This is a genomic window from Methylobacterium sp. OAE515, from assembly GCF_041806315.1.
GTDB lineage: Bacteria > Pseudomonadota > Alphaproteobacteria > Rhizobiales > Beijerinckiaceae > Methylobacterium > Methylobacterium tardum.
This window is the reverse complement of sequence record NZ_JBGMUV010000001.1, coordinates 4,877,028-4,890,769: the sequence shown is the minus strand read 5'-3', so window position 1 is coordinate 4,890,769 and position 13,742 is coordinate 4,877,028. Positions and strand designations below refer to the sequence as shown.

Sequence of the window (13,742 nt, the reverse complement as noted above, 5' to 3'; positions counted from 1 at the left end):
GGCAGGCCTAACCGGGGGATCGTTCTGGAATGAAGCCGATGGCCGACGTCACTGGACCTCCGGCGCCCGCCGGGGGCCCGCAGAATTCTGGACTGCCGATCTCCGGCGCCCAGGGTCCGGTCCCGCAGGGGACGGGGTCGATCGACCGCTCGGAGCAGCCGGGCCGGGTCGGGCTGCTGCTGGTCCTTGCGGGCCTGCTGGTTGGGGCTGCGATCGGCCTGTCGTTCGTGGCGAACGAGCAGGCTCAGTCGCTGATCGTGTGGCTGCTGGCGCTTCTGGCCATGGCCGGCGTCTTCTTCCTATTCGCCCTTGCGATCGGCGCGCTCCAGCTCAGCGGCAGCGCCGCCCGGGACGACATCACCAAGGGCATCGTTGACGCCTCGCCCGACGGCGCGCTGGTCGTCGAGGATAGCGGCCGGCTGATCTACGCCAACGAGGCCTATCTGCGGATCGCCGGCGGCGAGACCTTCTCGAACCTCGTCCCGGTCGAGCGCATCCTGGTCGGCTCGCCGGAGGTCTCCGAAGCGGTCTACCGCCTATCGCAGGCCTCGCGCGACGCCCGCGCCCATACCGAGGAAGTGCGGATGTCGCCGCCCCTGGGGCCGGTCGGCGGGGAGCGCAGCTTCGGCTGGTACCGGGTCTCGGTCCGGCCGCTCCTGCGCCCGCGCCGGGCCGCCGCGCTTTGGACGGTCGCCGACATCACCGCCGAGCGCGAGCGCCAGGAGAACGTCTTCCAGGAACTCCAGCACGCGATCGACTATCTCGACCATGCCCCGGCGGGCTTCCTGTCGATCGATCCGGCCGGCGCCATCGTCTACATGAACGCGACGCTCGCCGCCTGGCTCGGCTACGACCTGGCGAGCGTCGGCCCAGGGGGCCCGCACCTCACCGAGATCGCTCCCGAGGCGGACGTCCTGGTGCGCACCGCTGGGCTGCCGGGCGAGGTGCGCACCGACCGGTTCGACCTCGACCTGCGCCGCCGCAACGGCCACACCCTGCCGGTGCGGCTCTATCATCGGGTTGCCTTCGGCAAGGATGGCAAGCCGGGCTCCTCGCGCACCTTCGTGATCAACCGCTCCGCCGGCGCCGAGACCGACGAGCCGCAGCGCGCCGCCGAGGTGCGCCTCGCCCGCTTCCTCAACAACTCGCCCATCGCCATCGCGACCCTCGACCGGACCGGCCGGATCGCCCGGGCCAATGCCTCCTTCACCCGGCTGTTCGGCACGGTGCCGCGTCAGGTCGAGGACGGCGCGATCGGCGTCGAGGGCGCGACGCGGGCCGAGCCCAACGTCGCGGATTCGGTCGCCGACCGCACCGCCCTGGAGGCCGGCCTCGCCCGCGCGACAAGCGGCCTGACCGATCCCGAGCCCATCGAGGTCCAGCTGAACGGCCCGGGCGGCCGCTCGGCGCGGGTGTGGCTCAGCCCGGCCGACGGCGGCGACCCGGTTCAGCAGACCGACGAGGCCGAGCGCGTCATCCTCTACGCCCTCGACACCACGGCGCAGCGGCAGCTGGAGCAGCAGGTCGCGCAGGCGCAGAAGATGAACGCCGTGGGCCAGCTCGCAGGCGGGATCGCGCACGACTTCAACAACGTGCTGCAGGCGATCATCGGCTACTCGGACCTGCTGCTGGCCAGCCACCGGCCGACCGACCCGGCCTTCCAGGACATCATGCAGATCAAGCAGAACGCCAACCGGGCGGCGGGCCTCGTCCGCCAGCTCCTGGCGTTCTCACGGCGGCAGACGCTGCGTCCGGAGGTGATGAATGTCGGGGAGGCGCTCTCCGAGCTGACCCTGCTGCTGAAGCGCCTGCTCGGCGAGCGCGTCGCCCTGGAGCTGAAGCACGGCCGCGAGGTCTGGCCGGTGAAGGCCGACGTCAACCAGTTCGAACAGGTGATCGTCAACCTCGCGGTCAATGCCCGCGACGCCATGCCGGACGGCGGCAAGCTGATGATCCGGACCGAGAACGTGACCGATCCGGGCCCCGCGGCGGTGGCGGACGGGCGCGGCGGCGCGCCGGCAGGCGATCATATCCTCATCGAGGTTCGCGACACCGGGCAGGGCATCCCGCCCGAGCTGATGGAGAAGATCTTCGAACCGTTCTTCACCACCAAGGAGATCGGCAAGGGCACGGGGCTCGGCCTCTCGACGGTCTTCGGTATCGTCAAGCAGTCCGGCGGCACCATCGACGTGCAATCGACCGTCGGGGAGGGGACCGCCTTCCGCATCTACCTGCCGCGGCACGTCCCCGTCGCCGAGCACGAGGAAGCGCCGCTCGTAACCGCCACACCGGCCCTGCCGCGGACCGAAGCGGCCGCTCTGCCGTCGCTGTCCGGGCAGGATCGGGCCGGCGGCGCAGCGCCCCCCGCCGGCGAGTCGGCCGCGCGCGCCGAGGCCAAATCCGAGGCCAGGCCCCACGCGAAGATCGACGCACCGGCGCCGCGCAAGCCGGCGGCCGACCATACGGGGCAGGGGACCATCCTCCTCGTGGAGGACGAGGATCCGGTCCGGGCGGTCAACAGCCGGGCGCTCTCGGCGCGCGGCTACACGGTGCTGGAGGCCGCTTCGGGCCTCGAGGCCCTGGCGATCGTGCGCGAGGGGGCTCAAGAGATCGACCTCGTCGTCTCCGACGTCGTCATGCCCGAGATGGACGGCCCGACCCTGCTGCGGGAGGTGCGCAAGCATCAGCCCGACCTGAAGGTGATCTTCGTCTCCGGCTACGCCGAGGATGCGTTCCGCAAGAACCTGCCGGAGGGTGAGACCTTCAACTTCCTCCCCAAGCCCTTCAGCCTGAAGCAACTCGTCGAGACGGTGAAGAAGACGATGGCGGATTGAGGCGGCGGTTCGTTGGCGACCTGCCCGGCACGAGGGGTTCGGCAGCATGCTACGGACGCCTGCGACGGCCGCGTCGAGCAGGTCGGACTGTGGGGCAGCTCCGGAACGGCAGACGGCCCCGGAGAAGCTCCGGGGCCGCCAAATGTCTCGCATCGATGAACCAGCCGCGCCCGTTCTGGCCGCGGTGGGGAGGCTTACGCCTCGCCCTCGTGGAGGTCGTCCGCCGTGGGCGTGGCGTTCTCCAGGATCTTCTCGGCGACGAGGCCGGAATTCTGGCGGATCGAGGCCTCAATCTTGGACGCGATCTCCGGGTTGTCGCGCAGGAACCCCTTCGAGTTCTCGCGGCCCTGGCCGAGGCGCTGGCTGTTGTACGAGAACCAGGCGCCCGACTTCTCGACGATCCCGGCCTTCACGCCGAGGTCGATCAGCTCGCCGACCTTCGACACGCCCTCGCCGAACATGATGTCGAACTCGACCTGCTTGAACGGCGGCGCGACCTTGTTCTTCACCACCTTCACGCGGACCTGATTGCCGATCGCCTCGTCGCGGTCCTTCAGGGTCGAGATCCGGCGGATATCGAGGCGCACAGAGGCGTAGAACTTCAGGGCGTTGCCGCCCGTGGTGGTCTCGGGGCTGCCGTACATCACGCCGATCTTCATCCGGATCTGGTTGATGAAGATGACCATGCAGTTCGAGCGCGAGATCGAGCCGGTGAGCTTGCGCAGGGCCTGGCTCATCAGGCGCGCCTGGAGGCCGGGCTGGCTCTCGCCCATCTCGCCCTCGATCTCGGCCCGCGGGGTCAGCGCGGCGACCGAGTCGACCACCAGCACGTCGATGGCGCCGGAGCGTACCAGCGTGTCGGTGATCTCCAGGGGCCTGCTCGCCCGTGTCGGGCTGCGAGATCAGCAGGTCGTCGAGGTTCACGCCGAGCTTGCGGGCGTAGACCGGATCGAGCGCGTGCTCGGCATCCACGAAGGCGCAGACACCGCCCTTCTTCTGGGCTTCGGCGATCGTATGAAGCGCCAGCGTCGTCTTGCCGGACGATTCGGGACCGTAGATCTCGATTACACGGCCGCGGGGCAGACCGCCGACGCCGAGGGCGATGTCGAGCCCGAGCGAACCGGTGGAGATGGTCTCGACCTCCTGCACCTTGTCGTTCTTGCCGAGCCGCATGATCGAGCCCTTGCCGAAGGCACGCTCGATCTGGGCCAGGGCGGCGTCAATGGCCTTGGACTTGTCCTTGTCCACCGGGGGCATGTCGACCACTTTCAATGCGGGCTGGGCCATCTGGCGGGATCCTTATGAAGGGGTTGGGCGCCGTTCACAACGCGCTTCAACACCCGCTTTATGTACCTGTTTTGTTCTCATTCGGCAAGTGCGAGAGAACGGTTCTGGGCGGATCGCTCTACGGTTGAGAGGTCCAGACCTTCCCTTGGCGAAGCGGCCGTGCCGCAAGCCTAGCCGCTGACGGCGCCCGGTACGGTTGCCAGTTGAAGGCTTCGATCAGCGGGTCCCGCGTCATCACGAGCGCAGCGCAGGAACCCAGGACAGCGCGCGCCTCGACGGTATGGCGCTGTCCGGGTTGCTTCGCTCTGCTCGCAAAGACCGTGGCCTGTTTGTGGGGGGACACACAGACAACGATCGCACAGGCGATGCTTGATCTCCTCGACGCCGGCACAACTAACGCGATCGATCCCGAGGATCTGCGAGACATCCTCGACGGTCGCGATGGGATCGCCCGCACTGTGAGCGCGTCGGACAGTGACGTAACGGCTGCGTTCCGACGATTCGACCTGTGACGTCTCAACGGTCCCGCGGCGCAAGGCCCCACGAAAACAGGAGACCACGGCGCGGCCATCCCAGCCACCAGCTCATCCTGAGGCGCCAGCGCGAAGCGGAAGCCTCAAAGGAGCCCTCCAGGGATCGCAGGGCTGGCTGGTGCCCTCCTTCGAGGCCCGCAGTGCGGTCACCACAGGACGAGGGAGATCAGATGGATGCCCGACCGATGTACCGCCACGTGCTATCGCGTGCAGCGATCGGCGCCTTCCTGGATCCCGGAATGGTCCTCGGCTTCGCCACCACCACCGGTGCAGACGAAGCGATCCGCAAATCCCGCGCTGTGCGAAGAAGACACCGAACCATCCAGGCGGCGAAAACGCGAAAGCCCCGCGTTGCCGCGAGGCTCCCACCGACAAGACATGACCCAACGTCGGCCCGGGATGCGCCAGGGCCCTGAGACCCCGACCGCCACCCGATCAGGCGGCCTCGCCGGTCTCGGCCTGCACCGTCGCGTCGCCCTCGACCAGCTTCCAGGTCTTGGTCTTCGAGAACGGGCGGCACTCCTCGATGAACACCGTCTGCCCGACCTTGGCGACATTCGCCTCGTCGTGCGCGTGGTAATTCTTCGAGCGGCGCACGGTCTTCTTCATCACCGGGTGGGTGAAGCGACGCTCCACCTTCACCACGATAGTCTTCTCACCCTTGTCGCTGACGACGGTGCCCTGCAGGATGCGCTTCGGCATGGTTGTCTCCTAAAACCCGCCTCAGCCCTTGGCCTGCTGCAGCGTCTTGGCACGCTGCAGAGTCCGGACACGGGCGATGTCGCGGCGGACCTCACGGACGCGGGCGACGTTCTCGAGCTGGCCGGTGGCCCCTTGAAAGCGCAGGTTGAACTGCTCCTTCTTGAGGTTGATCAACTCGTCATTCAGCTGATCCGGCGACAGGGCCTTGAGATCAGACGCTCGTTGGGTCGACTTCACGATATCCTCCGTTCAGTCGGCGATGCGCTGGACGACCCGCGTGCGGATCGGAAGCTTCGCGGCGCCGAGGCGGAGCGCCTCCTTGGCGATGTTCTCGGCAACGCCGTCGACCTCGAACATGATCCGGCCGGGATGGACCCGGGCCGCCCAGTAATCCGGGGCGCCCTTACCGGAGCCCATGCGGACCTCGGTCGGCTTCGACGAGACCGGCACGTCCGGGAACACCCGGATCCAGACGCGGCCCTGGCGCTTCATCTCGCGGGTGATCGCACGGCGGGCCGCCTCGATCTGGCGGGCGGTGACGCGCTCGGGCTCCACCGCCTTAAGGCCGAACTGGCCGAAGTTCAGCTCGAAGCCGCCCTTGGCCGCACCGTGGATGCGGCCCTTGAACTGCTTGCGGAAGCGGGTCTTTTTCGGTTGCAGCATGGCTTCCTACCTTACGCGTGCTCGCGCTCGCGGCGTCCGCGCTCGCGGCCGCCCTCGCCATCGCGCTCACGGCGTCCGCCGGAGCGGCCGCCCTCTTCCTGGGCCTTCTTGTCCTGGGCCATCGGGTCGTGCTCAAGGATCTCGCCCTTGAACACCCACACCTTGATGCCGCAGGTGCCGTAGGTCGTGAACGCCGTAGCGGTCCCGTAGTCGACATCGGCGCGCAGCGTGTGCAGCGGGACGCGACCCTCGCGGTACCATTCCTGGCGGGCGATCTCGGCGCCGCCGAGACGGCCCGAGCAGTTGATCCGGATACCCTCGGCGCCCAGACGCATGGCCGACTGGACGGCCCGCTTCATGGCGCGCCGGAAGGCGACGCGGCGCTCGAGCTGCTGGGCGATCGAGTCGGCCACCAGGGTGGCGTCGATCTCGGGCTTGCGCACCTCGACGATGTTGATGGTCACGTCGGCCTTGGTCATGGTGCCGACGAGCTTGCGCAGCTTCTCGATATCAGCGCCCTTCTTGCCGATCACCACGCCCGGACGACCCGAGTGGATGGTGACGCGGCACTTCCGGTGCGGACGCTCGATGACGATCTTGGAGACCGCCGCCTGCTTGAGCTGCTTCATGAGGGCGGCGCGGATCGCGACGTCCTCGTGCATGAGCTTCGCGTAGTCGCCCTTGTTGGCGAACCAGCGGGAATCCCAGGTCCGGTTGATGCCGAGCCGAAGACCGATCGGGTTGACTTTCTGGCCCATCAGTTCCTCCTCAAGCCGCTTCGGCCTGGCGGACTTCACGAACCACGATGGTGAGGTTCGAGAAGGGCTTCAGGATACGCGCGCCGCGGCCGCGGGCGCGGGCGTGGAAGCGCTTGAGAACCAGCGCCTTGCCCACGAAGGCCTGGGAGACGACGAGGTCGTCGACATCCAGATCGTGGTTGTTCTCGGCGTTGGCAATGGCGCTCTCGAGGCACTTTTTGACCTCGGTCGAGATCCGCTTGCGCGAGAACTGGAGCTCGGCCAGCGCCGTGTCGACCTTCTTGCCGCGGATCATCTGCGCCACGAGGTTGAGCTTCTGCGGGCTGACGCGCAGCATGCGCGCGACGGCCTTCGCCTCGTTCTCGGGGAGCGCGCGGGGGGTGGCTTGCTTGCCCATCTCAGCGCCTCTTCGCCTTCTTGTCGGCCGCGTGGCCCGGGAAGGTGCGGGTCGGCGAGAACTCGCCGAACTTGTGACCGACCATCTCCTCGGACACGTAGACCGGTATGTGCTTCTGCCCGTTGTGCACACCGAAGGTGAGCCCGACGAACTGCGGGAGGATCGTGGAGCGGCGGCTCCAGATCTTGATGACCTCGGAGCGCGAGGATCCCCGCGCCGCCTCGGCCTTCTTGAAGAGGTAGCCGTCGACGAACGGCCCCTTCCAGAGAGAGCGTGCCATAGCGATTACTTCTTGCGGTTGTGGCGGCTGGACAGGATGAACACGTCGGTCCGCTTGTTGGACCGGGTCTTCTTCCCCTTGGTGGGCACGCCCCACGGCGTGACCGGGTTGCGGCCGCCCGAGGTGCGACCCTCGCCGCCGCCGTGCGGATGGTCGACCGGGTTCATCGCCACGCCGCGGTTGTGCGGGCGCTTGCCAAGCCAACGGTTGCGCCCGGCCTTGCCGAGCGAAATGTTCATGTGGTCCGGGTTCGAGACCGCGCCAACGCTGGCGAAGCACTGACCATGGACCAGGCGCTGCTCGCCCGAGTTCAGGCGCAGCGTCACGTAGCCCTGGTCGCGGCCGACGATCTGCGCGTAGTTGCCGGCCGAGCGGGCGATCGCGCCGCCCTTGCCGATCTTCAGCTCGACATTGTGGACGATCGTGCCCACCGGCATCGAGCCGACCGGAGCGGCATTGCCCGGCTTGATGTCGACGCTCTCGCCGGCCACCACCTTGTCGCCCGGCTGCAGGCGCTGGGGAGCCAGGATGTAGCTCTGCTTCCCGTCGGGGAAGTTGATCAGCGCGATGAACGCCGTGCGGTTCGGATCGTACTCGATCCGCTCCACCGTGGCAGCGACGCCGAGCTGCTCGCGACGCTTGAAGTCGACGTTGCGCAGCACGCGCTTGTGGCCGCCGCCGCGGAAGCGGACGGTGATGCGGCCGAGATTGTTCCGGCCGCCGGAGGACGACTTGCCCTCCGTCAGCGCCTTCACCGGCTTGCCCTTGTAGAGCTCACGGCGGTCGACGAGCACGAGCTGGCGCAGGCTCGGCGTGACCGGTTTGAATGTCTTCAAGGCCATCGGCTTGGATCCCTAAATCCCGTCCTCAGAGCCCGGTCGTGACGTCGATCGAGTGGCCCTCGGCCAGGGTCACGATCGCCTTCTTCACGTCGGAGCGCTGTCCGCGGAGTCCGCGGAAAATCTTCTTCTTTCCCTTAGTGACAAGGGTGTTCACGGCCGTGACCTTCACGTCGAACAGCTTCTCAACCGCCTCCTTGATCTGAGGCTTGGTCGCCTTGGGGGCGACGCGGAAGACGACCTTGTTCTGCTCGGTCAGGTTCGTCGCCTTCTCGGTGATCACCGGGGAGACGACGATATCGTAGTGGCGCGGATCGGCACTCATTTGAAACGCTCCTCCAGCGCGTCGACGGCAGCCTTCGTCAGGACGAGCGTGTCGCGGCGCAGGATGTCGTAGACGTTGATGCCCTGCACGGGCAGCACGTCGATCTGCGGGATGGCGCGGGCGGCCCGGCCGAAATTCACGTCGACCTCGGCACCGCCGATGATCAGCGCGTTCGAGAGGCCCATCTTGCCGAAGCGCTCGACGAGACCCTTGGTCTTGTGATCCTCGATCTTGATGTCGTCGACGACGATCAGGGTCGATGCCTTGGCCTTGGCTGACAGGGCGTGACGCAGAGCCAGCGCACGGACCTTCTTGGGCAGGTCGTGGCTGTGGTCGCGCACGACCGGCCCGAAGGCCCGGCCACCGCCACGGAACTGCGGCGCCGAGGCCGCACCGTGGCGGGCGTTACCGGTGCCCTTCTGCTTGTAGGCCTTTTTGCGGGTCCGGTTCACGTCCGAGCGGTTCTGCACGGCGTGAGTGCCGGCGCGACGCTTGGCGAGCTGCCAGCGGACCATGCGCTGCAGCAGGTCGGCGCGGGGCTCCAGGCCGAAGATCTCTTCGTTCAGCTCGACCGAGCCGGCACCGGCGCCGTCGAGGGTTTTGACATCGAGCTTCATCACGCGGTCTCCTCAGCCGCAGCGGCCTCAGGAGCCGGGGCGGACGCGCCGTTCTCACGGAACTTGCCCGGCAGCGGAACGTCGGCGGGGAGCTTGCGCTTCACCGCGTCGCGGATCTGGATCCAGCCGCCGGCGACGCCCGGCACCGCACCCTCGACCAAGATCAGGCCGCGCTCGGGATCGGTGCGCACGACGCGCAGGTTCTGGGTGGTGACCCGCTCGACGCCGAGGTGGCCCGGCATCTTCTTGTTCTTGAAGGTCTTGCCCGGGTCCTGACGGCCGCCGGTCGAACCGATCGAACGGTGCGAGATCGACACGCCGTGGGTGGCGCGCAGGCCGCCGAAGTTCCAGCGCTTGATACCGCCGGCGAAGCCCTTACCGGTCGTGGTGCCGGTGACATCCACGAACTGGCCGGGGATGAAGTGGTCCGCGGTGATCTCGGCGCCGACCGGGATCAGCGCGTCCTCGGACACGCGGAACTCGGCGAGTTTCTTCTTCGGCTCGACCTTTGCGACCGCGAAGCGGCCGCGCTCAGCTGCCGAGACGTTCTTGACCTTGGCCTTGCCGACGCCGACCTGCAGCGCGACGTAGCCGTTCTTCTCGACGGTGCGGTGGGCAACCACCTGGCACTGATCGATCTTGAGCACGGTGACGGGGACATGCTCCCCCGCGTCCGTAAAGACGCGGGTCATGCCGACCTTCTGTGCGATGACGCCTGAGCGCATAGGTTCTCTCCCTCGCGCGATGAAACGGGAAGCTCTAAGTCCTCAGCGGACTCAGAGCTTGATCTCCACGTCCACGCCAGCGGCGAGGTCGAGCTTCATCAGCGCGTCCACGGTCTGCGGCGTCGGATCGACGATATCGAGCACGCGCTTGTGCGTGCGCATCTCGAACTGCTCGCGCGACTTCTTGTCGATGTGCGGCGAGCGGTTCACGGTGAACTTCTCGATATGCGTCGGGAGCGGGATCGGACCCCGGATGGTCGCGCCGGTGCGACGAGCCGTGGAGACGATCTCCTTGGTCGACGCATCGAGGATGCGGTGATCGAACGCCTTCAGGCGAATACGGATGTTCTGACCGTTCATGATCCTGGAACCTTGAGAGGGACGGCGGGGTGTGCGGGGCCTGTACCCCGCCGCGCCCTGCTAAGGATGCTTCTCTTGAGCTCAGTCGTTGATGGCGGCGACGACGCCGGCACCGACGGTGCGGCCGCCCTCGCGGATGGCGAAGCGCAGCTTCTCCTCCATGGCCACCGGCACGATCAGCACCACGTCCATGGTCACGTTGTCGCCCGGCATCACCATCTCGGTGCCCTCGGGCAGCGTCACGATCCCGGTCACGTCCGTCGTGCGGAAGTAGAACTGCGGCCGGTAGTTCGTGAAGAACGGCGTGTGACGGCCACCCTCTTCCTTGGTCAGGATGTACGCCTCGGCCTTGAACTTGGCGTGCGGCTTCACCGAACCCGGCTTGCACACGACCTGGCCGCGCTCCACGTCCTCGCGCTTCGTGCCGCGCAGCAGCACGCCGACGTTGTCGCCCGCCTGACCCTGGTCGAGCAGCTTGCGGAACATCTCCACGCCCGTCACCGTCGTGGTCTGCGTGTCGCGGATGCCGACGATCTCGACCGTCTCGCCGACCTTCACGATCCCGCGCTCGACGCGACCCGTCACCACCGTGCCGCGGCCCGAGATCGAGAACACGTCCTCGATCGGCATCAGGAACGGCAGGTCGATCGGACGCTCCGGCTGCGGGATGTAGCTGTCCACGGTCGCCATCAGCGCCAGGACCGCCTCCTTGCCGATCTTCGGCTCCTTGTCCTCCAGCGCCATCAGCGCCGAGCCCTTGGTGATCGGGATGTCGTCACCGGGGAAATCGTACTTCGACAGGAGCTCGCGCACCTCCAGCTCGACCAGCTCCAGAAGCTCCTCGTCGTCGACCATGTCGACCTTGTTGAGGAACACCACCAGCGCCGGAACGCCGACCTGACGCGCCAGCAGGATGTGCTCGCGGGTCTGCGGCATCGGGCCGTCGGCCGCCGACACCACCAGGATCGCGCCGTCCATCTGCGCCGCGCCCGTGATCATGTTCTTCACGTAGTCGGCGTGGCCGGGGCAGTCCACGTGCGCGTAGTGCCGGTTCTGCGTCTCGTACTCCACGTGCGCCGTCGAGATCGTGATCCCGCGCGCCTTCTCCTCCGGTGCCTTGTCGATCTGGTCGTAGGCCGTGAACGTCGCGCCGCCCGACTCCGCCAGAACCTTCGTGATCGCCGCCGTCAGCGACGTCTTGCCGTGGTCAACGTGGCCAATCGTGCCAATGTTGCAGTGCGGCTTGGTGCGGGAGAACTTTTCCTTGCCCATCAGAGCCTCCTAAATTCGAATTCGCGTTGCGGAAGAAGAGATACTTAGGCGTACTTGGCGATGACCTTGTCGGCCTCGCCGCGCGGCACCTCTTCGTAGTGGTCGAACTGCATCGTGAAGTTGGCGCGGCCCTGCGAGAAGGAGCGCAGCTGGTTCACGTAACCGAACATGTTGGCCAGCGGCACCATCGCGTTGATGACGTTGGCGTTGCCGCGCATGTCCTGACCCTGGATCTGGCCACGGCGGGAATTCAGGTCGCCGATGACCGAGCCGGTGTACTCTTCCGGCGAAACGACCTCGACCTTCATCACCGGCTCGAGCAGGACCGAGCCGCCCTTCTGCAGGGCCTCGCGGAAGGCGGCGCGGGAGGCGATCTCGAAGGCCAGCGCCGACGAGTCGACATCGTGGTAGGCTCCGTCGATCAGCTCGACCTTCACGTCGACCACCGGGAAGCCGGCGAGCACGCCCGCGCCGAGGACCGAGTTCAGGCCCTTCTCGACGCCCGGGATGTACTCCTTCGGCACCGCACCGCCGACGATCTTCGACTCGAACGAGAAGCCGGCACCCGGCTCGTTCGGCTCGACGACGAACTTCACGCGAGCGAACTGGCCGGTACCACCGGTCTGCTTCTTGTGCGTGTAGTCGATCTCCTGACGGCGGGTTAGCTTCTCGCGGTACGCCACCTGCGGCTGGCCGATATTGGCGTCGACCTTATAGGTGCGGCGCAGGATGTCGACCTTGATGTCCAGGTGGAGCTCGCCCATCCCCTTGAGGATGGTCTGCCCCGATTCTTGGTCGGTGGAGACGCGGAAGGACGGGTCCTCGGCGGCGAGCTTCGAGAGCGCGATGCCGAGCTTCTCCTGGTCGGCCTTCGACTTCGGCTCGACGGCGATCTCGATCACCGGCTCCGGGAACTCCATCTTCTCGAGGATGACGGCCTTCTGCGAGTCGCAGAGGGTGTCGCCGGTGCGGGTGTCCTTGAGGCCGGCCAGGGCGACGATGTCGCCGGCATAGGCTTCCTTGATGTCCTCGCGGTTGTTGGCGTGCATCAGCAGCATGCGGCCGACGCGCTCCTTCTTGTCGCGCGAGGAGTTGAGCACGTTGGCGCCCGACTCAACCTTGCCCGAGTACACGCGGCAGAAGGTGATCGTGCCGACGTGGGGATCGTCCATGATCTTGAAGGCGAGCATGGAGAAGGGATCCGAATCCGTCGGGTGCCGGACGGTCTCTTCCTCGGTCTTGAAATCGATGCCCTTGATCTCGCCGCGATCGGCCGGGGAGGGCAGGTAGTCCACGACGGCGTCGAGGAGCGGCTGCACGCCCTTGTTCTTGAACGCCGAGCCGCAGAGCACCGGGTGGAAGGCGCGCAGCTGCACGGCCTTGCGCACCAGGAGGCGCATCTGGGCCTCGTCCGGCTCGGTACCGTCGAGGTAGGCGGCCATGGCGTCGTCGTCGAGCTCGACGCAGGCCTCGACCAGCTTGGTGCGGTACTCGACAGCCTGATCCTTCAGGTCAGCCGGAATCTCGACCTCGTCGAAGTTGGCGCCGAGCGCCTCGCCCGACCAGACGATCGCCTTCATCTTGATGAGGTCGATGACGCCCTGGAAGTTGGACTCGGCCCCGATCGGCAGCTGCAGGCACACGGGCTTGCCGGCGACGCGATCGATGATGTCGGCCACGCACTTGAAGAAGTCGGCGCCGATCTTGTCCATCTTGTTGACGAACACGACGCGCGGCACGTCGTACTTGTCGGCTTGGCGCCACACGGTCTCGGTCTGCGGCTCGACGCCCTGGTTGCCGTCCAGCACGCATACGGCGCCGTCGAGCACGCGGAGCGAGCGCTCCACCTCGATGGTGAAGTCGACGTGGCCGGGGGTGTCGATGATGTTCAGGCGCTTATCGCGCCAGAAGCAGGTGGTGGCAGCCGAGGTGATCGTGATGCCACGCTCCTGCTCCTGCTCCATCCAGTCCATGGTGGCGGCGCCCTCATGGACCTCGCCGATCTTGTGGGACTTTCCGGTGTAGTAGAGGATCCGCTCGGTCGTCGTGGTCTTGCCGGCATCGATGTGGGCCATGATGCCGAAGTTGCGGTAGTCCTCGATCGCGTGCGTGCGGGGCATCGAATTGCTCCTGAGAGACGGCGGAACCGC

The 13,742-nt window shown here is 67.1% G+C and carries 15 protein-coding genes and 1 pseudogene; 2 read left to right on the top strand and 14 right to left on the bottom strand.

Annotated features, from left to right (window positions below):
• Positions 1-38: 38 nt before the first annotated feature.
• A complete protein-coding gene (gene cckA / locus ABIE45_RS23905; RefSeq protein ID WP_373622587.1) occupies positions 39-2,834 on the top strand; it encodes a cell cycle histidine kinase CckA in 2,796 nt (931 codons plus the stop codon).
• A 194-nt stretch (positions 2,835-3,028) separates the two neighbouring features.
• Here cckA and recA read toward each other — a convergent pair.
• A pseudogene (recA, locus tag ABIE45_RS23900) lies at positions 3,029-4,091 on the bottom strand (recombinase RecA).
• Between the two features lie 395 nt (positions 4,092-4,486).
• Here recA and ABIE45_RS23895 point away from each other — a divergent pair.
• Positions 4,487-4,633, top strand: a complete 147-nt coding sequence (locus tag ABIE45_RS23895; RefSeq protein ID WP_373622585.1) for a hypothetical protein — start codon at positions 4,487-4,489, stop codon at positions 4,631-4,633.
• Positions 4,634-5,089: 456 nt separating this feature from the next.
• Here the strand turns inward: ABIE45_RS23895 and rpsQ are convergent, their stop codons facing one another.
• The 13 genes from rpsQ to fusA form a co-directional block, all read right to left on the bottom strand.
• Complete coding sequence (gene rpsQ / locus ABIE45_RS23890; protein ID WP_192708809.1) at positions 5,090-5,356, bottom strand: 30S ribosomal protein S17; 267 nt, start codon at positions 5,354-5,356, stop codon at positions 5,090-5,092.
• Between the two features lie 21 nt (positions 5,357-5,377).
• Positions 5,378-5,593 carry a 50S ribosomal protein L29 gene (gene rpmC, locus ABIE45_RS23885; protein WP_192708808.1) on the bottom strand — a complete coding sequence of 72 codons (216 nt, stop codon included), beginning with the start codon at positions 5,591-5,593 and terminating at the stop codon, positions 5,378-5,380.
• Between the two features lie 12 nt (positions 5,594-5,605).
• Positions 5,606-6,019, bottom strand: coding sequence for a 50S ribosomal protein L16 (gene rplP, locus ABIE45_RS23880; RefSeq protein ID WP_012319193.1), 414 nt, complete (start codon positions 6,017-6,019; stop codon positions 5,606-5,608).
• A gap of 11 nt (positions 6,020-6,030) precedes the next feature.
• The gene (gene rpsC / locus ABIE45_RS23875) at positions 6,031-6,777 is read right to left on the bottom strand and encodes a 30S ribosomal protein S3 (protein ID WP_012319192.1); all 747 of its coding nucleotides are present in this window, start codon (positions 6,775-6,777) and stop codon (positions 6,031-6,033) included.
• Between the two features lie 10 nt (positions 6,778-6,787).
• Entirely contained in the window at positions 6,788-7,174 is a 387-nt protein-coding gene (rplV, locus tag ABIE45_RS23870) for a 50S ribosomal protein L22 (RefSeq protein ID WP_012319191.1), read from the bottom strand.
• A 1-nt stretch (position 7,175) separates the two neighbouring features.
• Complete coding sequence (gene rpsS, locus ABIE45_RS23865) at positions 7,176-7,454, bottom strand: 30S ribosomal protein S19 (protein ID WP_192708807.1); 279 nt, start codon at positions 7,452-7,454, stop codon at positions 7,176-7,178.
• 5 nt (positions 7,455-7,459) lie between these two features.
• Positions 7,460-8,296 carry a 50S ribosomal protein L2 gene (gene rplB / locus ABIE45_RS23860; protein WP_020094256.1) on the bottom strand — a complete coding sequence of 279 codons (837 nt, stop codon included), beginning with the start codon at positions 8,294-8,296 and terminating at the stop codon, positions 7,460-7,462.
• A 25-nt stretch (positions 8,297-8,321) separates the two neighbouring features.
• Positions 8,322-8,618: a 50S ribosomal protein L23 gene (locus ABIE45_RS23855; RefSeq protein WP_020094257.1), complete on the bottom strand. Its 297-nt coding sequence runs from the start codon at positions 8,616-8,618 to the stop codon at positions 8,322-8,324.
• A complete protein-coding gene (rplD, locus tag ABIE45_RS23850) occupies positions 8,615-9,235 on the bottom strand; it encodes a 50S ribosomal protein L4 (protein ID WP_160536267.1) in 621 nt (206 codons plus the stop codon). Before rplD ends, ABIE45_RS23855 begins: the two co-directional genes overlap by 4 nt.
• Positions 9,235-9,960: a 50S ribosomal protein L3 gene (gene rplC / locus ABIE45_RS23845; protein WP_043351246.1), complete on the bottom strand. Its 726-nt coding sequence runs from the start codon at positions 9,958-9,960 to the stop codon at positions 9,235-9,237. The genes rplD and rplC overlap by 1 nt, the downstream gene beginning before the upstream one ends.
• Before the next feature lie 51 nt (positions 9,961-10,011).
• Positions 10,012-10,320, bottom strand: coding sequence for a 30S ribosomal protein S10 (rpsJ, locus tag ABIE45_RS23840; protein ID WP_043351245.1), 309 nt, complete (start codon positions 10,318-10,320; stop codon positions 10,012-10,014).
• Positions 10,321-10,401: 81 nt separating this feature from the next.
• On the bottom strand, positions 10,402-11,592 hold the full coding sequence (tuf, locus tag ABIE45_RS23835) for an elongation factor Tu (RefSeq protein WP_192711805.1): 1,191 nt from the start codon (positions 11,590-11,592) through the stop codon (positions 10,402-10,404).
• Between the two features lie 44 nt (positions 11,593-11,636).
• A complete protein-coding gene (gene fusA / locus ABIE45_RS23830) occupies positions 11,637-13,712 on the bottom strand; it encodes an elongation factor G (RefSeq protein ID WP_192711554.1) in 2,076 nt (691 codons plus the stop codon).
• Positions 13,713-13,742 lie beyond the last annotated feature (30 nt).

Excerpts from the sequence above, each read along its gene's own strand:
- rplP (WP_012319193.1), bottom strand. The coding sequence starts at position 6,019 with ATGCTGCAACCGAAAAAGACCCGCTTCCGCAAGCAGTTCAAGGGCCGC.
- rpsS (WP_192708807.1), bottom strand. The coding sequence starts at position 7,454 with ATGGCACGCTCTCTCTGGAAGGGGCCGTTCGTCGACGGCTACCTCTTC.
- rplD (WP_160536267.1), bottom strand. The coding sequence starts at position 9,235 with ATGAAGCTCGATGTCAAAACCCTCGACGGCGCCGGTGCCGGCTCGGTC.
- rplV (WP_012319191.1), bottom strand. The coding sequence starts at position 7,174 with ATGGGCAAGCAAGCCACCCCCCGCGCGCTCCCCGAGAACGAGGCGAAG.
- ABIE45_RS23855 (WP_020094257.1), bottom strand. The coding sequence starts at position 8,618 with ATGAGTGCCGATCCGCGCCACTACGATATCGTCGTCTCCCCGGTGATC.
- rpsC (WP_012319192.1), bottom strand. The coding sequence starts at position 6,777 with ATGGGCCAGAAAGTCAACCCGATCGGTCTTCGGCTCGGCATCAACCGG.
- cckA (WP_373622587.1), top strand. The coding sequence starts at position 39 with ATGGCCGACGTCACTGGACCTCCGGCGCCCGCCGGGGGCCCGCAGAAT.
- rpsQ (WP_192708809.1), bottom strand. The coding sequence starts at position 5,356 with ATGCCGAAGCGCATCCTGCAGGGCACCGTCGTCAGCGACAAGGGTGAG.
- rpsJ (WP_043351245.1), bottom strand. The coding sequence starts at position 10,320 with ATGAACGGTCAGAACATCCGTATTCGCCTGAAGGCGTTCGATCACCGC.
- rplB (WP_020094256.1), bottom strand. The coding sequence starts at position 8,296 with ATGGCCTTGAAGACATTCAAACCGGTCACGCCGAGCCTGCGCCAGCTC.
- fusA (WP_192711554.1), bottom strand. The coding sequence starts at position 13,712 with ATGCCCCGCACGCACGCGATCGAGGACTACCGCAACTTCGGCATCATG.
- rplC (WP_043351246.1), bottom strand. The coding sequence starts at position 9,960 with ATGCGCTCAGGCGTCATCGCACAGAAGGTCGGCATGACCCGCGTCTTT.
- tuf (WP_192711805.1), bottom strand. The coding sequence starts at position 11,592 with ATGGGCAAGGAAAAGTTCTCCCGCACCAAGCCGCACTGCAACATTGGC.
- ABIE45_RS23895 (WP_373622585.1), top strand. The coding sequence starts at position 4,487 with ATGCTTGATCTCCTCGACGCCGGCACAACTAACGCGATCGATCCCGAG.